At 69.0% G+C, this 23727-nt stretch carries 22 protein-coding genes and 1 pseudogene; 7 read left to right on the top strand and 16 right to left on the bottom strand.

Going from position 1 to position 23727, the window contains the following annotated elements; all coding sequences use genetic code 11:
* Positions 1–35 precede the first annotated feature (35 nt).
* The 10 genes from IF67_RS0109875 to IF67_RS0109830 all read right to left on the bottom strand — a co-directional run bounded on the left by IF67_RS0109875 (position 36) and on the right by IF67_RS0109830 (position 9919).
* Positions 36–773, bottom strand: coding sequence for an HAD family hydrolase (locus IF67_RS0109875; RefSeq protein WP_030984170.1), 738 nt, complete (start codon positions 771–773; stop codon positions 36–38).
* Positions 770–1576, bottom strand: a complete 807-nt coding sequence (locus IF67_RS0109870) for a DeoR/GlpR family DNA-binding transcription regulator (RefSeq protein ID WP_030984168.1) — start codon at positions 1574–1576, stop codon at positions 770–772. Before IF67_RS0109870 ends, IF67_RS0109875 begins: the two co-directional genes overlap by 4 nt.
* Positions 1577–1732: 156 nt before the next feature.
* A complete protein-coding gene (locus tag IF67_RS0109865) occupies positions 1733–2767 on the bottom strand; it encodes a zinc-dependent alcohol dehydrogenase (protein WP_030984166.1) in 1035 nt (344 codons plus the stop codon).
* A complete protein-coding gene (locus IF67_RS43640) occupies positions 2764–2925 on the bottom strand; it encodes a hypothetical protein (protein WP_158713067.1) in 162 nt (53 codons plus the stop codon). Before IF67_RS43640 ends, IF67_RS0109865 begins: the two co-directional genes overlap by 4 nt.
* On the bottom strand, positions 2922–3815 hold the full coding sequence (locus tag IF67_RS0109855; RefSeq protein ID WP_030984164.1) for a carbohydrate ABC transporter permease: 894 nt from the start codon (positions 3813–3815) through the stop codon (positions 2922–2924). The genes IF67_RS43640 and IF67_RS0109855 overlap by 4 nt, the downstream gene beginning before the upstream one ends.
* A complete protein-coding gene (locus IF67_RS0109850; protein WP_030984162.1) occupies positions 3812–4774 on the bottom strand; it encodes a carbohydrate ABC transporter permease in 963 nt (320 codons plus the stop codon). The genes IF67_RS0109855 and IF67_RS0109850 overlap by 4 nt, the downstream gene beginning before the upstream one ends.
* Before the next feature lie 85 nt (positions 4775–4859).
* Entirely contained in the window at positions 4860–6218 is a 1359-nt protein-coding gene (locus tag IF67_RS0109845) for an ABC transporter substrate-binding protein (RefSeq protein ID WP_030984160.1), read from the bottom strand.
* A 333-nt stretch (positions 6219–6551) separates the two neighbouring features.
* A complete protein-coding gene (locus IF67_RS40760; protein WP_063754318.1) occupies positions 6552–7055 on the bottom strand; it encodes an ATP-binding protein in 504 nt (167 codons plus the stop codon).
* A 218-nt stretch (positions 7056–7273) separates the two neighbouring features.
* Positions 7274–8785, bottom strand: coding sequence for an FGGY-family carbohydrate kinase (locus tag IF67_RS0109835; protein WP_030984156.1), 1512 nt, complete (start codon positions 8783–8785; stop codon positions 7274–7276).
* 3 nt (positions 8786–8788) lie between these two features.
* A complete protein-coding gene (locus IF67_RS0109830) occupies positions 8789–9919 on the bottom strand; it encodes a 2-hydroxyacid dehydrogenase (RefSeq protein WP_234341040.1) in 1131 nt (376 codons plus the stop codon).
* A gap of 775 nt (positions 9920–10694) precedes the next feature.
* Here IF67_RS0109830 and IF67_RS0109825 point away from each other — a divergent pair.
* Positions 10695–11189, top strand: coding sequence for a hypothetical protein (locus tag IF67_RS0109825; protein ID WP_158713066.1), 495 nt, complete (start codon positions 10695–10697; stop codon positions 11187–11189).
* A 447-nt stretch (positions 11190–11636) separates the two neighbouring features.
* On the opposite strand, the gene IF67_RS0109820 is transcribed toward IF67_RS0109825, so the two are convergent.
* The 3 genes from IF67_RS0109820 to IF67_RS0109810 form a co-directional block, all read right to left on the bottom strand.
* Entirely contained in the window at positions 11637–12644 is a 1008-nt protein-coding gene (locus IF67_RS0109820) for a transposase family protein (RefSeq protein ID WP_420708625.1), read from the bottom strand.
* 34 nt (positions 12645–12678) lie between these two features.
* The gene (locus IF67_RS0109815; protein ID WP_051817828.1) at positions 12679–13536 is read right to left on the bottom strand and encodes a GNAT family N-acetyltransferase; all 858 of its coding nucleotides are present in this window, start codon (positions 13534–13536) and stop codon (positions 12679–12681) included.
* Between the two features lie 133 nt (positions 13537–13669).
* Positions 13670–14500: a helix-turn-helix transcriptional regulator gene (locus IF67_RS0109810; RefSeq protein WP_030984149.1), complete on the bottom strand. Its 831-nt coding sequence runs from the start codon at positions 14498–14500 to the stop codon at positions 13670–13672.
* 144 nt (positions 14501–14644) lie between these two features.
* On the opposite strand from IF67_RS0109810, the gene IF67_RS0109805 reads away from it, so the two are divergent.
* From IF67_RS0109805 to IF67_RS0109800, 3 genes are all read left to right on the top strand, one after another.
* The gene (locus tag IF67_RS0109805) at positions 14645–15685 is read left to right on the top strand and encodes an aldo/keto reductase (protein WP_030984147.1); all 1041 of its coding nucleotides are present in this window, start codon (positions 14645–14647) and stop codon (positions 15683–15685) included.
* A gap of 976 nt (positions 15686–16661) precedes the next feature.
* The gene (locus tag IF67_RS44775) at positions 16662–17156 is read left to right on the top strand and encodes an IS110 family transposase (protein WP_078889360.1); all 495 of its coding nucleotides are present in this window, start codon (positions 16662–16664) and stop codon (positions 17154–17156) included.
* Positions 17080–17769 (top strand): transposase, encoded by a 690-nt coding sequence (locus IF67_RS0109800; protein WP_234341039.1) that lies wholly within the window; start codon positions 17080–17082, stop codon positions 17767–17769. Before IF67_RS44775 ends, IF67_RS0109800 begins: the two co-directional genes overlap by 77 nt.
* A 291-nt stretch (positions 17770–18060) precedes the next feature.
* On the opposite strand, the gene IF67_RS46205 is transcribed toward IF67_RS0109800, so the two are convergent.
* The 3 genes and pseudogenes from IF67_RS46205 to IF67_RS0109790 all read right to left on the bottom strand — a co-directional run bounded on the left by IF67_RS46205 (position 18061) and on the right by IF67_RS0109790 (position 20506).
* Positions 18061–18300, bottom strand: coding sequence for a hypothetical protein (locus IF67_RS46205; protein WP_420708630.1), 240 nt, complete (start codon positions 18298–18300; stop codon positions 18061–18063).
* Between the two features lie 25 nt (positions 18301–18325).
* A pseudogene (locus IF67_RS46200) lies at positions 18326–18607 on the bottom strand (Ku protein); the annotation flags it as partial.
* A gap of 30 nt (positions 18608–18637) precedes the next feature.
* Positions 18638–20506 carry an Ig-like domain repeat protein gene (locus tag IF67_RS0109790; protein WP_030984143.1) on the bottom strand — a complete coding sequence of 623 codons (1869 nt, stop codon included), beginning with the start codon at positions 20504–20506 and terminating at the stop codon, positions 18638–18640.
* A gap of 421 nt (positions 20507–20927) precedes the next feature.
* Here IF67_RS0109790 and IF67_RS0109785 point away from each other — a divergent pair, with 421 nt between their 5' ends.
* From IF67_RS0109785 to IF67_RS0109775, 3 genes are all read left to right on the top strand, one after another.
* A complete protein-coding gene (locus tag IF67_RS0109785; protein ID WP_234341038.1) occupies positions 20928–21323 on the top strand; it encodes a transposase in 396 nt (131 codons plus the stop codon).
* A 157-nt stretch (positions 21324–21480) separates the two neighbouring features.
* The gene (gene pcaC / locus IF67_RS0109780; RefSeq protein WP_030984139.1) at positions 21481–22764 is read left to right on the top strand and encodes a 4-carboxymuconolactone decarboxylase; all 1284 of its coding nucleotides are present in this window, start codon (positions 21481–21483) and stop codon (positions 22762–22764) included.
* A gap of 290 nt (positions 22765–23054) precedes the next feature.
* Positions 23055–23696: an MBL fold metallo-hydrolase gene (locus IF67_RS0109775; RefSeq protein WP_030984137.1), complete on the top strand. Its 642-nt coding sequence runs from the start codon at positions 23055–23057 to the stop codon at positions 23694–23696.
* Positions 23697–23727: the final 31 nt, after the last annotated feature.

Genomic DNA, 23727 nt, shown 5'->3' with positions numbered 1-23727 from the left:
CTCGACCGCTCCGGAAGGCCCAACGCCTTTGCGCCTCAGTCCACGAGGCGAAGGACGTCCGCCAAGCCGCGCTCTCCGGTGCGGTTCTCAGCCGGCAAGATGTAGGTCCGCAGGCCGCAGGTGCTTGCGCCGCCGTCGCGGACTGGGTTGTCGCCGACCATGAGTGTCGCGCGCGGCTCGGCGCCGAGACCGGCACACGCCTGGAGAAACAGCTGGGGATCGGGCTTCTCGCGGCCCTGCTCGTAGGAGATGACACAGCTGTCTATCAGGGCGTCCAGTCCGTGGTGGGCAAGGTGGGTGCGCAGGTCCCACGGGAAGTCGCTCACAATGCCGATGCGCAGTCCACGGGCGCGGAGTGCGCGCAGGACGGGCTCGGTGTCGGGATAGGGGATCCAGGCGTCCGGGGCAGCGAGTTCCCGGTAGGCCGCGTCCTCCGCGCCACGGAGGAAGTCCACCCGGCTCCACCACCCGCACATGGCCCGGCGGTGCCGTTCGGGGGAGAGGTCCCGGCTCTCCTGGAGTGCGACAACGGCGGGCTGCCGGAAGGCAGTTCGCAGCTGATGAGCCACCTCGGCCTCGGCGCCGGGCTTGTCCAGCAGGGCGAGCCGGCCGGAGGCGGAGCCCACCCGGCGCAGCCAGATGGGCAGGGAGGTCATCTGGAAGATCGTGTTGCTGAAGTCGAACAGCACCGCCTGCACCCGTGGCACGGGTGCGGCCATCTCGGTCTCGGTGAGGCGATAGGTGCTCGGTGTTTCGAACAGGGTCTGTATCACGAGGAGGGCTCTTCGGGGGCGACTGTCTCCACGGGGACTCCGAGATCGCGGATGGCTTCGAGTTCCGCCGCGGGGGTGCCCGTGTCGGCGATGACCGCGTGGTAGTCGGCCACGGTGCCGTAGGCGTACGTGGCGGTCTTTCCGAATTTCGCATGGTCCACCAGGAGCAGGGCCTGCTCCGCGGACGCGAGCATGGCCAGCTTCACCTCGACGTAGTCGTTGAGGGGATGGAACAGCCGGCCCTCCAGGATGGCGGTGGCGGACATCAGGGCCAGATCGGCATGGATCCGGGACAGGGCGCGGGTGACGGCGGGACCGGTGCAGGAGTTGAAGTCGCCGCGGTAGCGGCCGCCCAGCAGGGTGACGGCCGCTCCGGGCGCGGATCCCAGGCGCTGTGCCAGGCCGACCGAGTTGGTGACGACATGGATCTGGTCCAGCTCGGCCAGGGCAGGAACCAGAGGGAACAGGGTGGTCGAGTCGTCCATGAGGACCGTGCTGCCCGGCTTGATCCGGTCGGCGACGGCCGCACACAGCGCGTTCTTGGCCGCGAGACTGCTGTTCTCCCGGAAGCGAGTGGCGGTCTCCATGGTGAGGGCGGGGAAGGCGACGGCCCGTCCGCGCTCTTTGCGCAGCAGATGGCGCCCTGCGAGGTGGTCCAGATCCCGGTGCATCGTCATGAGGCTCACACCGAAGTGCCGGGCGAGGGTGTCGATGCGGGTCTCACCGTGGTCAGCGACGTAACGCAGGATGGCCTGCCGCCGCTCCTCGACGACGGCATGCGACGGTCGCGTACGGGCGGGCACAGCACCTCTCCTTCCCCTTCGTGTCCTGGTCGGTCCCATGGTGCGGGACGGACCGGAGCTCACACGTGGCACTGCGGTTCCGGCGCCGGCGACGCTCCTGGAGGCCGAAGGGCGGTTGTCCGGTGGCTCCAGTTTCGCAGTCTCGCACATGGGCCGCTACGGACCGTCCACCGTGACCAGCACCTTGACCTGCTCGGGGTCGAGGGATGCGGTGAAGGCCTTGGCGGCGTCCTCCAACGTGTAGGTGGCGGTGACGAAATCGGCTGGGCCAACGGCTCCCGAAGCGATGAGGGACATGGCGGTGCGGTAGTCGTCGCTGGTGTACATCAGGGTGCCCTCGATGCGGATCTCCCGGTCCTGGACCAGGTCCAGGCGGATCGGTGTGGCACCGGCGGCCCCCACGCCCACGACGACGACGTGGCCGCCCTTCGCCACCAGGCCGGTGGCCTGGGCCATGGACTGCTCGCGCGCCACGCAGTCGAAGACGACGTCGGCGGACCCGCCGAGCGCGGCGTGGGCCTGAGCGACCAGATCGGGGGCGTCTGCGGGCAGCGCGGTGTCGGCGCCGAGCCGCAGCGCCCGTTCCCGCTTGCCCGGCAGCAGGTCCGTGACGGCGATCCGGGCGGCGCCCGCGTGCCGGGCCGCGATCAGGCTGAGCAGACCGATGGGGCCCGCGCCGAGGACGGCGACCGTGCGGCCGGTGAGATCGCCGGCCTTGGCCACCGCGTGCACGGGGGTGGCCAGCGGCTCCACGAGGGCGGCCTGGAAGTCGGTCATGCCGTCGGGTATGCGGTGAACACGGTCGGCGGGGATGGTGAACAGGTCGGCCATGGCACCGGGCGTCTGGCAGCCGAAGACCTTCAGTTCCTGGCAGATGTTGTAGCGGCCGGAGCGGCACTGGGCGCACCCGCCGCAGTACAGGTTGGGTTCGACGATAACCCGGTCGCCGGGCGCGAAGTCGTCGGCTCCGCTCCCCGTGGCGGCCACCGTGCCCACCGCCTCGTGGCCGGGGTGGTAGGGCAGGTCGATGAACGGGTGGTGGCCGGCTGCGGCATGGGTGTCGGAGCCGCACACGCCGACGACCGACGTGCGCACCAGGAGTTCGTCGTCCCCGGGGACGGGGGCGGGCACCTGCTCGATGGTGATATCGGTGAGGGAGCGGACGAGAACGCGGCGGATCTGCTCGGTCATGGTGACGGGTTCCGTTCGGTTCGGGCGTTCACGCCGGTGGCGAGGCCGGGCTGGATCTGGATCGTGCGGACGAACTGCGGGCAGTCGCCGCCGGGCACCGGGTCGTCCATGGCGGTGCGCTCCCCCCTGTCCGGCTCGGCGAGGGCGGCGGCCCTCATTTGACTGCTCCCAGGGACAGGCCGCGCACCAGCTTGTCCTGGGCGGCGAAACCGGCGATGAGGACCGGCAGCGACACCAGCGTGGCCGCCGCGCACAGCCGGGCCAGGAACAGGCCCTCGTTGGTGATGAAGCCCACCAGGAACACGGGCGCGGTGGACGCCTTCGTCGCAGTGAGGTTCACGGCGAACATGAACTCGTTCCAGCTGAAGATGAAGCAGATCAGCGAGGTGGCGGCGAGCCCCGGCATGGCGACCGGCGCGACGATCCGCAGGAGCACGGTGGGCAGTCCGGCCCCGTCGACCTCGGCTGCCTCAAGGATCTCTTTGGGCACCTCGGCGAGGAACGACCGCATCATCCATACCGCGATCGGCAGGTTCATCGAGGTGTAGAGGACGATGAGCGTCCAGATGTTGTCCAGCATCCCGATGTCCTTGACGATCATGTAGATCGGCAGCAGGGCCGCGATGAGCGGAAGGAACTTCGTGGACAGGAAGAAGAACATCACATCGGTCCACTTCTCGACCGGCTTGATGGACAGCGCGTAGGCCGCCGGCACCGCCAGGACGAGGACCAGCAGGGTCGAGAAAACGCTGGCCATGGCCGAGTTGAGCAGGTACGGGGTGATGTCCCGGCCCAGCAGCAGCGCGTACTGGTGGAGGGTGAGCGGCGCGAACGGGCTGGGCGGGTTGGTCGCGGCGTCGGACTCCTGATGGAAGGAAGTGAGCACCAGCCAGGCCACCGGCATGAAGAAGGCCAGGGTGGCGAGCCAGGCGACGAAGGTCCACAGCGGCGACAGACGCGGCGTCTGCCCGTGGTCGTCGCGGCGCCGACGGCGGCGGAGTCTCTGGATGACGGTGCCGGACGCTGCCGGGGTGGTCGTGGCGGTCATCGGGACACCTCCTCACGGAACAGGGAGGCGACGACCCGCAGGGCGAACGTCGCGATGCCGATCGAGCCGATCACCACGACGACGCCTGCGGCCGCGGCCTGGCCGTACTCGAACTTGCGGAACATGGTCAGGTAGATCTCGTAGGGCAGGTTGGTGGTCCGGGAGCCGGGCCCGCCCTGGGTGATGGTGTAGACCGCGTCGAAGGTCTGCACGACGAAGATGCTGCCGAGCACGGTGCCCAGCTCGATGTACTGCCGCAGGTGCGGCAGCGTGATGAGGCGGAAGGTCTGCAGCGCGGAGGCCCCGTCGACCCTGGCGGCCTCCAGTACGTCACCGGGCTGGGCCTGGAGACCGGCCAGCAGGATGAGCATCATGAACGGGGTCCACTGCCACACCAGCGCGATCACCAGGGCCGGCATGGGGAAGGACGACACCCAGTCGACGGTGGGGCCGTTGTCTGCGCCGAAGAGCCGGTAGACGGCGTTCAGGGTGCCGTTGAGGAGGCCGTAGTCGGGGTTGTATATGGCGTGCTTCCACAGCAGCGCGGCGGCGACCGGCATGACCAGGAACGGGGCGATGAGCAGGGTCCGCGCAAGGCCCCGGCCGAGGAAGCGGCGGTCGAGCAGCAGGGCCAGGCACAGTCCGAGGACCACGCTGATGATGACCACGGACGCGGTGAGCACGACGGTGTTGACGACCGCGGAGCGCAGCCTCTCGTCGGTGAAGACGGCGGTGTAGTTGGACAGGCCGGTGAAGTGCCGGTCGCCCGGCTGAAGGATGTTCCACTGGAAGGTCGAGATGACGAGCGTGGCCACGAACGGCAGCTGCGTGACGATGATCGTGAAGATCAGCGCCGGCAGCAGCGGGAAGCGCCGCCGCCATGTGCGGATGCGAGCGGACTTGACGCGGCGGGCAGGCGGTCGCCCGGTCTTCTTGGATGGACGGGTGTGCGTGCTCATGGGCTGACTTTCTTCCGCCGTCGGCGGCCGGGGATCGGTGGACTGGTGCCCCGGCCGGACGCGGTGCCGGCCGGGGCGAAGCGGCTTACCTGTGCTTCTCGGCAACGTCCTCCGCCTGCTTCTGGCCGTCGTTGAGCGCCTTGTCCACGCTGGTCTTGCCGGCGATGGCGGCGGAGATCTCCTGCGTCACCTTGGTCCCGAGGTCCTGGAACTCGGGGATGGCGACGAACTGGATGCCCACCGTGGGCCGCGGCTGGACGCCCGGGTTGACCGGGTCGGCCTGCTGGATGGACCGAAGGGTGATGTCCCCGAACGAGGCGGCCGCCTTCTTGTACTGGGGGATCTGGTAGGTGCTGGCCCGCTTTCCGGCGGGCACCCGCGCCCAGCCGAGCTTCGCGCCGACGAGCTTCTCGTACTTCTTGCTGGACGCCCAGAGCATGAACTTCGAGGCGGCGTCGGCGTTCTTGGTGGTCTTCGGCATCGCCCACGCCCAGGCCCACAGCCAGCCGCTGCTCTTGGTCCGCTCCACGGGGGCATAGGCGTAACCGATCTTGCCGGCCACCTTGCTGGTGCGGGGGTCCTCCAGCGAGCCGGCCGCGCTGGTGGCGTCGTACCACATGGCGACCTTGCCCTGGCTCATCCCGTTCAGGCACTCGGTGAACCCGGACTGCGCCGCGCCCGCCTGACCGTGCTTGCGGACCAGGTCGACGTAGAACCGGGTGGCCTTCTTGAAGCCCGCACCGTTGACCTGCGCCTTCCAGTCCTTGGTGAACCAGGTGCCGCCGAAGGTGTTGACCACGCTGGTCAGCGGGGCCCCGAGCTCGCCCCAGCCGGGCAGGCCGCGCAGGCAGATGCCCTTCATCCCCGGCTTGGCGCCGTCGGCCTTCGCGGCGAGGTCGGCCACCTGCTGCCAGCTCGGATGCCTGGGCATCTTCAGGCCCTTCTCGGCGAAGACGTCCTTGCGGTACATGAGGAAGGACGACTCGCCGTAGAACGGCAGCGCGTAGAGCCTGCCGTCCTCGCCGGACAGCGACTGCACCATCGGCGTGAGGAGGTCGCTCTTGTCGAAGTCCTTGGCCTTGTCGACGTAGCCGTTCAGGTCGCGCAGCCACCCGTTCTTGTGCCAGATGGGTACCTCGTAGGCGCCGATCGTGGCGACGTCGTACTGGCCGGCGCCGGTCGCGATGTCCTGGGTGGCTTTGTCGCGCAGCTCATTCTCGGGGAGGACCGTGAAGTTCACCTTGATGCCGGTGTCCTTCGTGAAGGTGCTCTTCGTCAGCTTTGCGATGTCCTCCATCTGGGGGTTGCCGACCATCAGCACATTGATGCTCTTCCCGCCCTCCGGGGACGCGCCTGTTCCGGCTCCGGAACAGGCGGTGGCGAGCAGGGCGATGGCGGTGGCGCCGGCGAGGAGGACGTATCTGGTCGATCTGGTCGATTGCATGACAGGGGGCCTCTCGTGCGGGTGGGGCGGGGAAACGGCCTGGGGGCCCAGGGCCCACGGCGGCGCCGCTCGTGGGTACAGCTGCTCAGCGGGGTGGAATCGCGCGGGAACCTCGACTGGGGCAGGGCCGAGGAAGGGGGGTGTGGATGCCTCCCTGGGGTGGTGGGCACGGCATCTATGGCGGAATTAATATCAGGTCTCTGCTCTGTTGTTAACACATCTTGCGAGAAATTCTCTTTGGATCTCTCGTCAAGGAATCCCGCACGGGTGCCGGACCAAAACACACGGACCGGCCGGCCGGCTGCCCCCGGGGAGGCAGTGCCGGCTCCGGCGTCAGTCGGCTCGTGGGTGAGTGGTCGTGACGGCCAGGCAGGCCAGGACCCAGGTGCCGTGGTCGTCGCAGTGCAGGTCAACCCTGCTGGAGAGGGCGTGGACGAGGGTGAGGCCGCGGCCGTGCTCGTCCGGATCGTCCGGTGCGGAGGGCTCGCGGGGCGGGGCGGGGTCGCCGTGATCGCCCACCGTGATACGCAGCATGCCCGGACCCAGGATCAGGCACAGCGACATGTCGCTCCGCCCGTGCAGGGCGGCGTTCGCGGCGAGCTCTCCCACGATCAGGACGGCCGCGTCCCGCTCCTCGTCCGGCAGGTGCCAGCGGCTGAGCAGATCGGCGGCGATGCGGCGAAGGCAGCCGACCAGGGCCTCCTGTGCCGGAAGCGTGAACTGGGCCTTCGGGGAACGGCGCGGGGCCGGGGCCCTCGGGCCCGGGAACGTGACGTCGGTCCACGGCGCGAGGGGCGAAGGTCCGGGGAGTATCGAGGGGGCGATGTCGGGGGGCATGGCGGTAGCTTTCGGGCTTGCGGGCGGAGCCGGTGCCACGTCGCGTGGCGGGTGACCGAGCCGCAGAGAGCGGGGAGGCCGCAGGGTTTGCCTTGAGGCTTGTCTACGCTCGCACGCGTCCATTTGCAATAGATTCTGGGAGAAAATCTCAGAAAGTGCGATAAGTGATTACGGTACATCGCATGCATCGAGGTATCGGCGCCGGCTGGCAGTGACGCTCACTCCGCCGTCCCGGGCGCCTCCAGGCGGGCCCAGATCGGCCCGAGAGCGTGTAGCGCCTCCTGGTACACCTGGTACGCCTCCTCCAGCACCGCGACCCGATCGGCACCCGGTTCATGGTGCCGGAGGACGGAAGTGCCGGCGCGCGGATCCTCCACGCCGTCGAGCAGCCCGACGGCGGTGGCCGCGAGCAGGGCCGCTCCCCGGGCGGCACTCTCCTCGACATCCGTCACCACGACCGGCCGCTGGAGCGCGTCGGCGAACATCTGGCTCCAGACTTCACTGCGCGCCGCGCCGCCGGTCAGCCGGGCCGGCCCGGTGATGCGCAGCCTCGAACAGAGCGCGTCGACGTGCCATCGGTGGTTGAGGGCGACGCCTTCCATCAGAGCCCGCAGCAGATCACCCCGTTCATGCCAGCCGCGCAGGCCGAGGAACGTCCCGGAAGCGGGCTGCCGATGCGGGGATCCGTAGACAAACGGGTGGAACAACACTTCCGACCGGCCCGCCAGATGCGCCGCGGCTTCCTGGTCGATCAGGTCGTAGACGTCGTCACGATGCCCGGCCGGTGCGCCCATGACCCGCAGGAGCCACTCCAGGTTCGCCACGGACGCGGGAGAGGTGGACATGATCATCCACCATCCCTGGCGGACGAACCTGCGGACCTGCCACCGGGGATCGATGACAGGGCGGTCACTGATCACCTGATTGATGCTGAACGACCCCGCGACCAGGCAGAGTTCACCCGGGCCCATACCGCCGATCCCGAGCGCGGCCGCGTCGACGTCGTGTGCGCCCGTGACCACGGGTGTACCGGCAGTGAGCCCGGTGGCCGCCGCGGCCGCGGGGGTGACTGTTCCGCACACCGCGTCGCAGGCCAGTACGGGCGGCAGCTTGGGAGCGAGCCCGCCGAGCCCGTAGAGGTCGAGCAGTTCCTGTGAGTAGCCGCCCTGATGCAGGTCGGTGAAGGAAGCGCTGGAGTCCGTGGGGTCAGTGGCCACCACACCCGTCAGATTCAGCCGCAGCCAGTCCTTGCAGGACAGCAGCCAGCGGGCACGCTCCAGCACGCCCGGCTCGTGGTGTTCGAGCCAGGCCAGCAGGGCGGCCGGGGAACCTGCGAACGGAACGGTGCCCGACAGCGTGAGGGCACGCGTCCAGACCGGTGTGTCCCGCCATGCGGCCAGCACCGGTTCGGCACGCGTGTCCATCGCGACGATCGCGGCCCGCACCGGTCGTCCCCACTCATCGACGGCGTAGAGGCCGTCACCGTGTCCGGTCAGCCCCACCGAGGTGACGGCCCGCCCCTCCGGGCCCGCCGCGGCGAGGCAGCTCCTGATGGCCCCGTGCGCGGTCCGCCACACGTCGTCCATATTCCGCTCGACCCAGCGGGGGCGCGGGGTGCTCAGCGGCACCGTACCGATGCCCCGCGCCACCTGCCGGCCGGTCGCATCGAACAGCACCGCCTTCGTCGCGGTATGTCCCGCATCGACGCCGAGCACCAGATCACGCGGCAACGCTCACACCCACCCCAGCTCACGGGCGTTGACCGCGGCCGCGCATCGGCCGGTCGCAGCCAGTTCGGCGACGGCCTCGGCGACGAGTCGCGCCGAGCGCACCGTCGTGGTCGTGGTGTCACCGGCGTAGTGGGTGGTGAGCGTGACGTTGTCCAGCCCGCGCCAGGGGCTGTCCGACGGGAGGGGTTCCTGGTCGTGCACGTCGAGCCCGGCGCCGGCGATACGGTGGGTCACCAGGGCGTCGTACAGAGCGCCGGTGTCGACCAGACGGCTGCGCGCGGTGTTGACGAAGTAGGCGGTCGGCTTCATCAGGGCGAAGTGCCGCACACCGATGAACCGCTCGGTCTCCGCCGTCAGGCGGGCGAAGAGCTGCACGACGTCGGACTCGCGGAAGACCGTGTCCAGACTGTCGACGCGCACGACCGAGTGCCGCGCCAGAACCTCGTCGGGCACGTAGGGGTCGTAGGCGAGCAGACGCGAACCGACACCACCCAACCATGCAGCGAACGCCCGCCCCACATGACCGAACCCGACCATGCCGATGGTGCTTTCGCCGATCTCGCGGCCGGGACCACTGAAGTCCTTCCGCCACCCACCGGCCTTCACCGCGGCATCCGCACGGACGATGTCCCGCGCTTCCGCGAGCATCAGACCGATGGCGAGCTCGGCCACAGCCGAGGCATTGCGGCCGAAGACCGGTACGACGGCCACGTCGCGGGCGGAGGCAGCGGCGACATCGACGTTCTCCAGCCCCGCACGCGCCACGCAGACGGCCCGCAGCTCCCGGGCGGCCCGGAGCACCGCAGCGGGAACCGGGGCGAAGTGCACGGCCAGCACCTCGGCCCCGCCCACTGCCGCCACGATCTCGTCGGGCACCGCCACGGCCTCGGGTCCCTTCCGTTCCATGGCCTGCTGAGCCGCGTGCTGTTCCGCCTTGGTTCCGGACCAATCGACGCTGTGGACAGGCCCGAAGCGCGGACCACAGCCCGCTGCCAGGGCGTCGACGTAGTACTCGGCAGGGATGAAGCGGTCACCGACAATCAGCACGCGCAATGAGATCTCCGCTCGTCCTGGCGGCATCGTGCCGGGGTCCGCGCCCCGCACATCCGCGCCCGGCGTGATCGTGTCCCTCACGCGATCGTCCCACTTTCCCCGAGGGCACGCCCGGCGTCGGCGCACGGCGGCGGGCACCTGAAGGCGGGAGGCGTCTATGGGGTCTGTGCGAATCGTGTGAGATCTGGTGACACGACGAAGCCCCGTCCGAATTCGCCTTCCTCCGGCGGGCTTCTTGCATCGGTGGTCATGACGGCCTGCGGTGGGTGTCTTGGGTTCCGCTTTCAGTTCCTTGATAGTCCCAGCGGCAGGTCTTCGCTTCATCTCCTTCGCGAAACAGGCCGCTGCCCGGCGCAGGATCTCGCGCGCGAGCGACCACTCCTTCTCGGCTGTGAGCAGCTGGGTGTTCTCGGTCCGCAGCCGGGCCAGCTCCGCCCCGGTGTCCTGCGGTCCGGGCCTCGCGGGGCCCTGCCTCTTCGGCTTCCATTGGTACCGGGTTACGGGCAGTGCGGCCTGGTGTTTGGATGCTCGGCGTGACTTCTGTGGATCTCGATGATCGCCGTGAGCGGGCGCTGTTGGACCAACTTGAGTGGTACTGCACGGCGTGCCGCGGTGACCGTCCCGGCCGGGGGACTTGGCAGTCGACGCATCCATACGGTTGGGTGCATGCCAAATGATCTGTTGGGCAGAGGGGTTGACGGTGTTCAGGGTGGCACGGGGGATTGTGGTCGGGGCTGCGATGGTAGCGGCGCTCACGGCGTGCGGAGGTGCCGACGGCGGGAGCCCGGGGGCCACCGATGGCGCGGACGGCGCGGGTGCTGTCACCGGTGGCGGCGGGCAGCCGAAGGTGCCGGTCGTGCTGACCGAGGACCAGGTTCGCAGGGCCCTGGTGGACACGGGCAGTGCCCCTCAGGCCTGGGAGGGATTCGGCGTCAGCATCCCTGAACATACCGAGTCCGTGAAGACCTGCCAGGACGACACGGGGACGAAGTGCGGCGGCTTCACAGCCCTCGGCACGTCGCACATCGATCAGGCAGCGGGCGAGGGCCAGGTCATCTTCACCATCTACGCCTTCCGCACCCCGGACGATGTGAAGTTCGCGATGAAGAGCCTGGCGGCCAAGGAGCGCCGTAAATCCGGCGCCGGGGCGAAGCCGCTAAAGGTCTCGGCGGGCGCGGATGAGACCGATGCCTTCACCGGACGGAACACCGAGATCTTTATGCGCCTCGGAGGGTCCCTGATCCGTGTGGCGAGCGAGGGCCTTCGGGAAGGCCAGCCCTACGCCGATTTCGCCAGGCTTCAAATCGATCGGATCAAGCAGACGGCCGAGGGCAAGAACCCCGACCTCTGAGTCCGGCAAGGCACCGGCGGCGAAAGTCGGCGTCTACCCTCCAGGCGCCCTGTACTTCGCCCAGCGCGTGTTTTCAGAGCACATCAACGCACCCCCGACTTCGACGGGGGTGCGTTGGGGGGCACCGTGCTGTCCGGCCTGTGGTGCGGGAGTGGCCACGGTCCGGCCGGTAACGGTCATCCACGTCGTACCAGAGCGGCACGGAGAGCCGTCGGCATCGGCCATGGCACCGGACCGGCCGTGGCCGATGCGGCAGGCGCTTCGGCCACGGCCACGGTGCCGAGAGCGCGTCCGTACGGGGTCGGCCGGACCGAGGCGCTGGTGGATACAGCGGACGCCGTTCACACGGCCTGCTTCGGCCGTACCGATCCGCTGTGGAAGCGGACTTACGGCTTGGTGCGCGATTGAGATTCGGGCGTGGGGCCTGGTGGTTCGGCTGGTGGGTGATCAGCAGGCAGTCTGCCGGGCGAGCACGATCTCTGTACTCGCCCGTCGGACTGTGGCCCGACGGGCGGCGCGGTCGGAGACCAAGCCGGCGACGGCGCGGTGGGTCTCGGCATAGTGCTCGCGTCGGCCGATGTACCGCTGGAGCGGTCGCCACTGCTTGTGCTCGGTGTTCGCGTGCTCCACGCAGATCCGCCGCGAGGATTGTCGCCGTCGAGCCTCGCGCCATGCGAGTTTCTCGCCTTCGGGAACGTCCTCCATAGGCTTGTGTGGCGGCGCGCTGACCTGATCGGGGAACTCGTTGGCGAGACCTCGGTAGCCCTCGTCGACGTCGACCGTGACGTCCGGATGGAGGCGGAGCTGTTCGGCGATGCCCTCGGTGCGCAGGGCGGTCTGGTCGTGCATCCGGCCGGGACGGTCGGCACCTGACCACAGAGTCCGGCCCTGGCCGTCGCTGATCGTGGTCGTCTTGACCGTGTTTTGTCTGCGCTCGCCGGACACGAAGACCCGGCGCCCGGGTCGGTGCGCGGCTGGTCGACGGACCTGAACCTCGGTCCCGTCGATCCGCAGCCGGACGCCCTCCGCGGCGGCGTAGCCGAACACGTCCGCCAACGTCCGAAGCCGCACCCCCGGCCGATCGGGGACGGCGAAGCCGCGGGTGGCCAGCAACGGCCTGATCTCGTGCACCGCACGGGTGACAGTGGTCCGGTCCACTCCATAAAGCTCGGCGAGGGCCACGTGCGGGAGCTGAAAGCGCAGAACGACCAACGTGACCAGCACACGGTCGGTGAACACCAGCCGGTGCTGCGGACCGGCACCGGGTGCCCGCCGCCGTTGCCCACCACGCCGGTCGTGCCGCGCGGAGTCGCAGCGCGCGGTCCACGGAGCGGCCAACTCCTTTACCAAATCGACGAGATGGGCGCGGGAGAGGCCGCCGCAGGCAGGATGGGACAAGGCCGCACGGGCCCAGGCGGATGTCACAATCCGCTCAACCCGCGCGGCCGTTGTCACGTCACAGCTGACAGCGCCTCTGGTAGCGGACTCGCTACTCGGCAGGCCCACCGATCAATGCGGTCGCGATACGCCGGAAGCCGAGTCGGACATAGAGCCGGGCGACGTCCTCGTCGCCTGCAGACAAGAAGACGGTTTCCACGCCTCGTGATCGCGCGTCGGCCACAAGCGCCGCAGTGACCGCGAGCCCAAGGCCACGACGGCGAGGGGTGGGCAGCGTCCCGACACCGACGATCTCACTGACGGCCCCGACTGGCTGATGCTGGCCCGCGCACAGCGCCGTCCCGTCCTCCACCGCTGCGGCAACCACAGTCAGACCTGCCCGGATGCGTGCAACCACGCGATCCACCGACCCGTCGCCGGATCGGTCCCGCACCGTTTCTGCCAATTCCGCCGCGCCCGCCGAGCCGATACGGGTTCCGGGCTCCGCGAAGGCGAGGTGCGGCACAGCCAGCGCGCTTGGCAACGCCGGATTGTCCGGGTCCAAGGTCCTCGCCGACAGGTCCTCGGACATCTCGTCCACAGCGGGCGCCGACGAGCCCGGGTCGAGCACCATCAAGGGGTGCTCGTGAACCGCGAGCCCTGACTCCTCGACCGCGGCAGGCAGCGCAGGCGTGGTCTCGGCTACCCACTCGAAACTCTCCGGGATTTCGAGCTCACGCTGCCGGACACGCACTCGAGCCACGTCGGCGACACTCACCGCACCCGACCATCCCCGAGCCGGACGTGCCTGGAACGGCCAACCTTGCCCTTCCCGGACGAACAAGGTCAGCGGCCCGAAATCTTCAACGCGAGCACCATGGCGCGGCACCGCGTCGTAGTACCGCTCAAGTTGGTCCAACAGCGCCCGCTCACGGCGATCATCGAGATCCACAGAAGTCACGCCGAGCATCCCAACACCAGGCCGCCAAGCGCTACCACCTCGTTTCTCAGATACAGCCAGTGTTATCGCGCACCAAGTCGTAAGTTTTACCCCTTGCCAAGACATCCGTATGGCCCTCGGCATGAGTACCGAAATACGGGGATTAGCGGGTCAGGATGCGGAGTGCTTCCTGGGAGGGCGATCCCTCCTCGGCCGTGTGGACGATCAGGGCGAGGTCGGGGTGGCCGGGCAGCCGGAGGGTCTCGTAGGTCAATTCGAGCTCGCCCACCAGGGGATGCCGGTACCGGTAACTACCGTGCTCCCGGGCCTTGATGTCGTGCTCCGCCCAGATCTGGCCGAACTCGGGGCTTACGGCCGACAGTTCCTCGATCAGGGCCTGGGCGGCAGGAGGGCCGGGCGGGCGCGCAATGTCCAGCCGGAGGAAGGCCACCACGTCGCGAGCCCGCGCCCACCAGTCGACGTACAGGTCGCGCACGTCGTCGTCGAGGAAGACCAGCCTGGCCATGTTGCGCTCTGCGGCGGGAAGTTCGCCGAAGTCGGTGATGAGCGCAGCGGCCGGCCGGTTCCAGGCCCGCACGTCGGTCCTGTGGTCGACCACGTAGGCAGGGGCGTCGCTGATCGCGGAGAGCAGGCTGTGTATGCCCGGGCGCAGCGGCGGGCTGCCGGTGGGTTCCTCGGCGGCAGCCGGGACGGGGCGCGCCAGCAGGTGCAGATGCTCCCGTTCGGCCGGGTTCAGGCGCAGGGCCTTGGCCACCGCGTCCAGGACCTCCCCCGAGAACTGCAGGTTCCGGCCCTGCTCCAGGCGTACGTAGTGGTCGACGCTGACCCCGGCCAGCTGCGCCAGCTCCTCGCGGCGCAACCCGGGGACCCGGCGCTGCCGTCCGTAGGAGGTCAGGCCGAACTCCTCGGGGCGAAGCCGGGCGCGGCGCGATCGGAGGAATTCACCCAGCTCGGCGCGTCGGTCGAAGATCATGTGCCCCATTATTTTCTGGTTTCAGGTGTGCCTGGTCATGACGTGCCTAGGCAGCGCCGGGCACTGCCTGACCTCGCGTGGAACGCCGAGAGTTGAATCCGCCGGAACGGTTCCGGCATTCCGATTCACGGGAGCGCATCACTTATGACTGTCATGCTTGGCCGTACCGGCATGGAGATTACCCGGTTGGGCTTCGGTTCCTGGGCCGTGTCGGGCTCGGGCTGGACCTTCAGCTGGGGCGCCACGGACGACGCCGAGTCGGTCGCCGCGATCCGCCACGCGCTGGACGCGGGCGTCAACTGGATCGACACCGCCGCGGTGTACGGCCTGGGCCATTCGGAGGAACTGGTGGGCAAGGCCATCGCCGACCTGCCGCAGGCCGATCGCCCGTACATCTTCACCAAGGTCGGCCTGGTCTGGGACCCGGACAATCCGTCGGCCGCGCCTCGGCGGATCATGAAGCCGGCCAGCGTCCGCCGCGAGCTCGATGACTCGCTGCGGCGGCTGGGCGTCGACCACATCGACCTGTACCAGGTGCACTATCCCGACACCGGTGAATCGCTGGAGTACGCCGGTGGCGGTTTCGGAGCGGTGTCGCCCAACGCCACGCCGCTGGAGGAGTACTGGCAGGTCATGGCCGACCTGAAGGCCGAAGGCAAGGTACGGGCGATCGGGCTGTCCAATCACACGCCCGACCTGCTCCAGGCGGCCGAGCAGATCGCCCACGTCGACGTCATCCAGCCGCCGTTCTCGGCGATCAACCGGTCGTCCGCCGCTGAGATCGCTTGGGCACGCGCACACGAGACCGGCGTGATCGTCTACTCGCCGCTGCAATCCGGCCTGCTCACCGGGGCCTTCTCCGCCGAGCGCGTGGCCGGCCTGCCCGCCGAGGATTGGCGGACCGCCCACCACGACTTCACGACCGGCCTGACCGCCAACCTCCAGCTCGCCGAGGCGCTGCGGCCGATCGCTGAACGCCATGGGCGCACCGTGGCCGAGGTGGCCATCGCCTGGGTGCTCGCCTGGCCCGGCATCACCGGAGCGATCGTGGGCGCGCGCAAGGCCGCCCAGGTGGACGGCTGGATCGGAGCGGGCTCGCTGGAGCTGACCCCTGCTGACATCGAGGAGATCGCCACCGCGATCACAGTCTCCGGCGCGGGCAGTGGCCCCGCCCGCCACTCTTGAAGGCGACCCCGGGCCATGTCCCTCTTCGTCTGTCTTTGCAGCCCCGCGGCCGATCCCGGCGGCACTGCGGCCACTGGAGACAACGGGCACCTGGCGTGGCTGGAGCAGGCTGCCTGGCGGCTTGCCTCCTGCTGGCCTTGTGGATGTGGGTCCACGGCATCGCGCTGGTACCCGCTTCTCATCGGGAGCGAAGACGGGGGCGTCGCGGCGTTGGTGGAGCGAGGGGGCCGGGTGCGCTCCGCATGGTGTGAGGGGCGTGGCCGCGCCGGTGCCGGTGGGCGGCTTTGGGGTGTTATTCATGGCCGAGTCGGCGAGCCAGAACCTGCGTGGCCGGTCGCTGACCTGCTCGGCGACTCTCAGACTGACGAGCCTGCTGGGGTGTTGGCGATGGTGCCTGAGGACCTATCAATGAAGCGGTTTATCCGGGTGGCGGTGAATGACTCGTCGGGGTGTGCCTGGAGGTGGTCAATGACCATGTGCCGGAGCGTTCGGCGCGAGCGGCCTTCCACGCTTGGCGCGGGTACGCCGGTTCCGTCGGCCGCCCCCAGTAGGTCGCTGACTGTGGGAGCGTGCTGGTCCGCGTCCGGTGGTCGGGGCCGAGGCGCTGTCGTTCGCCGGGGCCGCTGGTGTTCCCGAGGGCCGATCGTGATGTCGACCTTTGTGATCCGTTGTGGTCGGTCAGAGTCAATTCAGGGTGTTGAGCTGGGATTGAGAATGCTCTGCGGGCTTGGGTGAGGGGCCGTGAATTCCGGGAGGATTGGTGGGTGCTGTCCCGGGCCGGGGTCTGACTCATGAGAACTCTGACCGCGGTGTCTTACTCACGCTGTGTCGACCGCTGACCGGGGCTGGTGTGTTGCTGGCACCGGGCCGGCCGGGTGTGTCCCGATAGGGGCCTGCCGACCAAATAGGCGTTGTCACAGTTCTGACCGTCCGGGCGGTTCGGCGCCGGCTACGGGATGCGCCATCGGGTCGGAAGGTGAACGAACATGACCGATACGTCCTTAACCCGCGTACTCGCCGACGCCGGCCGACGGGGGAGGTGGTCCTTGGCGTGGACACGCACCGGGACGCTCATGTGGCTGCCGTGCTCTCCCTGGTGGGGGCGGTGATCGGTACCGAAGAGTTCCCGGCCACCGCGGCCGGATACCGCGAACTACTCAAGTGGGCCAGAGGGATGGGCACGGTGCGGCGGGCCGGGGTGGAGGGGACGGGCTCCTTCGGGGCGGCCCTGTCCCGCTACCTGCTGGCCCAGGGCGTGGAAGTGTTCGATGTGAACCGGCCCGACCGGACCGACCGCCGTCAGCGCGGCAAATCGGATCCGCTCTGCCCAGAACGCGGCCCGGGCGGTGCTGAGCGGGCGGGCACGCGCCCGGGCCAAGTCCGGCGACGGACCAGTGCAGATCGCCCGGATGTACAGACTCACCAAAGGTTCGGCGGTCAAGGCCCGCACCCAGGCGATCAATCAGCTTAAGGCCGTCCTCGTTGCCGCCGACCCGAATCTGCGGGAAGAGCTGGCCGGGCTGGGCAACCCGGAACTCTTCCGTACCTGCGCACGGTTCGCCGACGACTGCAAGAACGACGAGGGCGGTGAAGAGGCGGTGCTGAAGGCCACCCGTATGACCCTGTGTCTGCTGGCTCACCGAATCGAGCAGCTTACCGAGCAGATCCAGGATCTGGAACGCCGCCTGGCTCTGTTTGCGGAACGCCACGCGCCGCAGTTGCTCACTATGGTGGGCATCGGTCCGGACACGGCCGTCACTTTGCTGATCACGATGGGGGACAACCCGGAACGTCTGCACAGTGAGGCGTCCTTCGCCGCGCTGTGCGGGGTCAGCCCCGTAGAACGCTCCTCGGGCACTCGGCAGTACCGTCGCCTCAACCGCGGCGGCGACCGGCAGGCCAACGCCGCCCTCCACCGGATCGTGCAGACCCGCCTGCGCTTCGACCCACGCACCCAGAACTACTACGAACGCCGCACCAAGGAGGGCAAAACCCGGCGCGAAATCGTCCGATGCCTCAAACGCTACGCCGCCCGCGAGGTGTTCCACCTGGTCAGGCCCGTACAGACACGTTCCCCGTCATAGGGGCAGTTGTGAGACGAGAAGCCCCGCCGGAATGCTCCGGCGGGGCTTCTCCGCGCGGCGAACTAGACGATGCAGTGTCAGGCTCTGGCACTGTTGTACTCCGGCTCTCCGCCTTCGATCACACGGAGCAGGAACGCGGTGACGACACGTGTGCTACGGCAGATACGCAGCACACGGCATGAGAACTCCTCGCGACGGTCCAGGGTCGTACCCCTTCGCACGCGAGAACCCCAACGCGCTGGAAGCATCCTCCAAGCTCCCGGTTTTGTCCGAGGTGGCGTGGACGTAGGGCTATACCGGGCGCCCATCTCCGCGTGCGCGGAGCGGACTCACCAAGTTCGGCCCGGTATCGCATCTGAAGCGGAACATCTCCGCGTGCGCGGAGATGTTCCGAGCCTGTGGCTGCTCCCGGAGGACCACGAGACGCTCCGGACCGCGCAGCGCCATGCGGGCGACTCCGACCTGGCCGCTCTGCTTCATCGCGTCCCGCGACAAGCGGTACGGGTGGGCGCCGGCTCCCTCGACGCCCAGGAAGTAACGACCTGTCCAATGCGATGGGGTCGCTCTGGTCGGACGGCAGGAAGCCGAGCACCTCGATCGTCTTCACGCCGGGAAGGGGCAGATCCGCGAGATCGCTGGCGTTCAGCACGACGGTGCGGCTCATTCGGAGCCTCGTAGCGCGAGCGACTTCCTCGTATGGCACCTCGCCGCCTTCAGCGTCGTGGATGCGCCGTTGCCGGATTCTGGCCCCCTCGACGGCATGTACGAGATGAACCGGGTCTGGGCGGCCAACTCGTGCAGTTGGGTCACGAAGTGTTCCTCCCGTCGCAGCTGACAAGGTGACCTGGGGTTTTCGGAGCCGACGAGGTCAGCCGGGGAGGGGGATGAACAGCAGGATGTTGTGGGCGGTGGCGGCGTTGTAGCAGGAGCTGCCGGGGAAGGTGGCGGTGTAGAAGGGGGTGGCGACGGCGAAGACGGGGACGACGGCGTTGTGGAGGGTGGCGGTGCCATTGGCGTCGGTGACGGCGGTGCCGAGGTTGACCGGGCCGAAGAGCGTGGTGGCGGTGAAGGTCACCGGCTGACCGGCCACCGGCATCCCCGAGGTGGTCGTCAGGGTGGCGCTGAGGGTGGGGATGTAGAACTCGGGCAACGGGGTCAGCCGGAGCCGGATCGTGCCTGGCTGCGCGGTCAGCGTGGTGGGGGTGGGGTTCACGGTGACGGGGGTGCCGGCGGTGGAGCCGGTGAAGCAGCTGTCACCGCTATAGGTGGCGGTGAGGGTGCCGGAGGTCAGGGCGGTGGTGGTGAAGCAGGCCTGCCCCGATGCGTTGACGGCGACCATCTGGGTCTGGCCGTTGGGGAGGGTGAAGGCGACCGCGCCGGTCGGCACGGAGGTGGTGGCTGGCGCCGGGGTGATGGTGGCGCATACGGTCACGCTCTGCCCGCAGGTCGAGGGGTTCGGCGTCACCGACAGCGCCGTCGTCGTGGGGTTGGGGCTCACGGTGACGGGGGTGGGGTTGCCGTTCACGGTCGCGGTGAACGTACCGGCGGTGTAAGCGTGGGTGGTCTGCCCGCTCCCGGTGACGTCCAGGGGGACGGTGACCGTGGGGCTGGCGTCCCCGAAGTTCACCACCGCTGTCCCGTTCGGAGTCCCCCCGGAAATGTTGAACGTCACCGGTTGCCCGCACACCGGCGACGCCGGCGAGGTCGTCACCGTCAACGGCGAAATCTCCGTCACGTTGGCCGAATTGGCATTGGTGACGTAGACATTGCTGTTCGCTGCCGCCGCCACCGAGAACGGGAACGCGCCGACGGGGACGGTTGCCAGGACCGTGTTCGTGCTGCTGCTGATCACCGTCACGTTGTTGGAACTGCTGTTGCCGACGTAGACGTTGCCGGTCGGCGCCACCGCCACCCCGAACGGGCCCCCGCCGGTGGGGACGGTTGCCAGGACCGTGTTCGTGGCGCTGTCGATCACCGTCACGTTGTTGGAAACGGTGTTGGTGACGTAGACGTTGCCGTTCGGTGCCACCGCGATCACTCCCGGGACCGTGCCGGCGGGGACGGTGGCCAGGACGGTGTTCGTGGTGCTGTCGATCACCGTCACGTTGTTCGAGGTCTGGTTGGCGATGTAGACGTTGCCGTTCGGCGCCACCGCCGCCGCGCCCGGGAACCCACCGGTGGGGAGGGTGGTCAGGACGGTGTTCGTGGCGCTGCTGATCACCGTCACGGTGTTCGCGTTCCGGTTCGCGACGTAGACGTTGCCGTTCGCAGCCACCGCCACCGCGTCCGGGACCGCGCCGACGGGGACGGTGGCCAGGACGGTGTTCGTGGCGCTGCTGATCACCGTCACGTTGTTCGAAGTGCTGTTGGCGACGTAGACGTTGCCGTTCGGCGCCACCGCCAGTGCGAACGGGCCCCCGCCGGTGGGGACGGTGGCCAGGACGGTGTTCGTGGTGCTGCTGATCACCGTCACGTTGTTCGAGCTCTGGTTGGTGACGTAGACGTTGCCGTTCGGCGCCACCGCGATCATGGCCGGGTTCGAACCGGTGGGGACGGTGGCCAGGACGGTGTTCGTGGTGCTGCTGATCACCGTCACGTTGTTGGAATTGGCGTTGCCGACGTAGACGTTGCCGTTCGGCGCCACCGTCACCGCCAGCGGGCTCGTGCCCGCCGGGATCGTCACCGTGGAGAACGCCGCACTGAAGGGCGCGACTGCAAGCCCCCGTACCGCGGCCACCTCGGATCCACCGGCCGGTACAACCGGCCGAACCCCGCCGGCTACCGCCGGAGCTCCCCACCAACCCGTAATCGGTTCCATGACAAACCTCTCTCAGCTGAGAGGGCCGCCCAAGAACTCCCACCGGGGCCCGCGTCGCACGGCGTCGGCACACGCGAACCGGATCACCGCTTGCACACCGGGACAGAAAGAGGGCACGCCGACATGTACCACGCACCCGCGCACCACAGGGGTTGCCCATCTCTCCCCGGAGAGATGGGCAACCCACCGGAAAACGGTCCCCACCATTAACCCGAAATAGCCAATAGAGCACCACCGCATTGACTCGAATATCACCCGGACAGACCAATACGCAGCCCAACCCGGGCACGCCGTACGAGACGACGAACTGCCGAAGAACGACGAGGACGGTGAAGAGACGGTGCTGCACGCCACCCGCATGACCCTGGGTCTGCTGACCCAGCGAATCGGGCAGCTTACCGACCAGATCCAGGACCTGGAAGGCCGCCTGGCCCGGCTCGTGGAACGCCACGCCCCGCAGCTGCTCAATGTGGTGGGCATCGGGCCGGACACGGCCGTCACTTTGCTGATCACGATGGAGGCCAACCCGGAGCGCCTGCACAGTGAGGCGTCCTTCGCCGCGCTGTGCGGGGTCAGCCCTGTCGAGCGTTCCTCGGGCAGTCGGCAATACCGTCGCCTCAACCGTGGCGGCGACCGGCAGGGCGGCACACCCTGCAAGGCCGCCTTGATGGGCCAGATGACGCCCGGTCCTGATCACGAGCAAGGCACCCGCGTACGTACCGGCGGATCATGGTGAGCTACGACGAGCCGGGTCACGCGATCGTCTGCGTCATCTCCATGGTGAGGCTCTGACCTGCGCAAACTCTGCTTCGGGCGTGGTCGGCGGCCACACTCCGACGGCTCTTCCTGACCCGGGTGTAAGGATCGCGTCAAAGAGTCGGTAGCGTGGCCGGGTGAGTGAGAAGACCCTGCAGCACCGGATCGACGGCCCCGACGACGCCCCCGTCCTCGTACTGGGCGCCGCGCTCGGGACCACCTGGCACATGTGGGACCGGCAAATCCCCGAGCTGACCCGCCACTGGCGCGTCATCCGTTTCGACCTGCCCGGACACGGTGGGTCCCCCGCCCACGCGGCGTCCTCCATCGCCGAGCTGACCGACCGGCTGATGGCCACCCTCGACGCCCTGGGCGTGGACCGCTTCGGCTACGCCGGCTGCAACATCGGCGGGGCCATCGGCCTCCAGCTCGCGCTCACCCGGCCGCACCAGGTCACCTCGCTGGCCCTGGTCTCCACGTCACCGCGCTACGGCACCGCCGACTCCTGGCGCCAGCGCGGCGTGGTCATCCGCACCAACGGACTCGACCCGATCGCCCGCACCGCGCCCGAGCACTGGTTCACCCAGGGCTTCGCCGGCGCCCAGCCCGCGATCGTCGAATGGGCCGTCCAGATGGTGCGGACCACCGACCCCGGCTGCTACATCGCCGCCTGCGAGGCGCTGGCGGCCTTCGATGTACGGTCCTCGCTCGGCCGGGTCGGTGTGCCCACGCTCGTCGTCGTCGGCTCCGAGGACCAGGTCACCCCGACCACGGACGCGCGCACCCTCGTCGCCGGAATACCCGACGCGAGTCTGGCGCTGGTGCCCGGAACCTCTCACCTCGCACCCGTCGAGCAGCCCTCGGCCGTCACCGAACTCCTCATCCGGCACTTCTCCTCGGCCTGGCACGACAAGCCCGGTCCCGGCGGCCAGACCGCCATCGGTGCGGCCGCCCCCAAGCCGCAGATCGCGCCTTCGCCGTCCCCGTTGGCACCCCCGGCCGCCATAGAGTCCGGCCTCGCCCAGCCGGAGCCGGACCGCGGAGCCACCTACGAAGCGGGCATCAAGGTCCGCCGTGAGGTCCTCGGCGACGCCCATGTCGACCGTGTCGAGGCCGCCGCCGATGACTTCACCGGCGATTTCCACGACTTCCTCACGCGCTACGCCTGGGGCGAGACCTGGACCCGTCCGGGCCTCGACAGACGCACCCGCAGCATCATCACGCTCACCGCGCTGGTCGCCCGCGGCCACCAGGACGAGCTGGCGCTGCACACCCGCGCTGCCCTGCGCAACGGGCTCACCCCCACGGAGATCAAGGAAGTACTGCTGCACACCGCCGTCTACTGCGGCGTCCCGGCAGCGAACTCCGCCTTCGCGGTCGCCCAACGGGTGATCAGGGAGGAGACGACGCCGGAGGCGTGAGGGCCGGGGCGACTGCGGGCGGCATTTGTGGGCGGTTCGCCCGGGTTTCTCGTGTCGTTGCCGCTGTTGCCGCTGTTGCCGCTGTGGGCTTGTGACGCGTCTCCTGGGGGCTTTGACGCGCACCCCTTTGGTTTTTCCCCGCCGCCCACCCCCCTTCGGGGGGTGGGCGGGTGTAGTGACGCGGGTGCCCACCCCTGACGGGGCGGGGGAGGAGGCGGGGAGGCGGCAGGGAGGAGCGGGGGAGGCGGCAGCAGCGGGACGACGCGGGCGCGCCACGGCAAGATGGGCCCATGGAACTCACCAAGAAGACCCACGCCTGCGTCCGGCTGGAGAAGGACGGGCAGACGCTCGTCATCGACCCCGGAGTCTTCAGCGAGGAGGACGCGGCCGTCGGCGCGGACGCGATTCTGGTCACCCATGAGCACATGGACCACTTCAATGTGGACCGGCTGCGGGCAGGCATGGAAGCCAACCCGGGGGCCGGGATCTGGACGCTGGCCAGCGTCGCCGAGCAGCTCTCGGGCGCGTTCCCCGGCCGGGTGCACACCGTCGGCGAGGGGGACACCTTCACCGCGGCCGGCTTCGATGTGGAGGTGCACGGCCAGCTGCACGCCGTCATCCACCCGGACATCCCGCGCATCACCAATGTCGGCTATCTCATCGACGGCGGCACGGTCTTCCACCCGGGCGACGCCCTCACCGTCCCGGAGGGCCGTACGGTCGACACCCTGCTGCTGCCCGTCCACGCGCCGTGGAACAAGGTCGCCGAGATCATCGACTATGTGCGCGAGGTCGCGCCGCAGCGCGCCATCGACATCCACGACAGTCTGCTCCAGGACCACGCCCGCCCGCTCTACGACTCCATGATCGACAAGCTGGGCGGTACCGATCACGGCCGGCTCGCCCCGGGCCACGGCACCGCACTCGGCTGAGGCCTGACTGTCAGTGCCGGGCTGTAGGTTT

Source organism: Streptomyces sp. NRRL S-1813, from assembly GCF_000719605.1.
In the GTDB taxonomy this organism is placed as follows: Bacteria; Actinomycetota; Actinomycetes; order Streptomycetales; family Streptomycetaceae; genus Streptomyces; species Streptomyces decoyicus.
This window is presented reverse-complemented; position numbering and strand designations above follow the sequence as displayed.

Coding starts and splice junctions, on each gene's coding strand:
- IF67_RS0109850 (WP_030984162.1), bottom strand. CDS start 4,774: ATGAGCACGCACACCCGTCCATCCAAGAAGACCGGGCGACCGCCTGCC.
- IF67_RS0109815 (WP_051817828.1), bottom strand. CDS start 13,536: ATGCTCGGCGTGACTTCTGTGGATCTCGATGATCGCCGTGAGCGGGCG.
- IF67_RS40760 (WP_063754318.1), bottom strand. CDS start 7,055: ATGCCCCCCGACATCGCCCCCTCGATACTCCCCGGACCTTCGCCCCTC.
- IF67_RS0109810 (WP_030984149.1), bottom strand. CDS start 14,500: ATGATCTTCGACCGACGCGCCGAGCTGGGTGAATTCCTCCGATCGCGC.
- IF67_RS0109855 (WP_030984164.1), bottom strand. CDS start 3,815: ATGACCGCCACGACCACCCCGGCAGCGTCCGGCACCGTCATCCAGAGA.
- IF67_RS0109775 (WP_030984137.1), top strand. CDS start 23,055: ATGGAACTCACCAAGAAGACCCACGCCTGCGTCCGGCTGGAGAAGGAC.
- IF67_RS0109805 (WP_030984147.1), top strand. CDS start 14,645: ATGACTGTCATGCTTGGCCGTACCGGCATGGAGATTACCCGGTTGGGC.
- IF67_RS0109845 (WP_030984160.1), bottom strand. CDS start 6,218: ATGCAATCGACCAGATCGACCAGATACGTCCTCCTCGCCGGCGCCACC.
- IF67_RS0109865 (WP_030984166.1), bottom strand. CDS start 2,767: ATGACCGAGCAGATCCGCCGCGTTCTCGTCCGCTCCCTCACCGATATC.
- IF67_RS43640 (WP_158713067.1), bottom strand. CDS start 2,925: ATGAGGGCCGCCGCCCTCGCCGAGCCGGACAGGGGGGAGCGCACCGCC.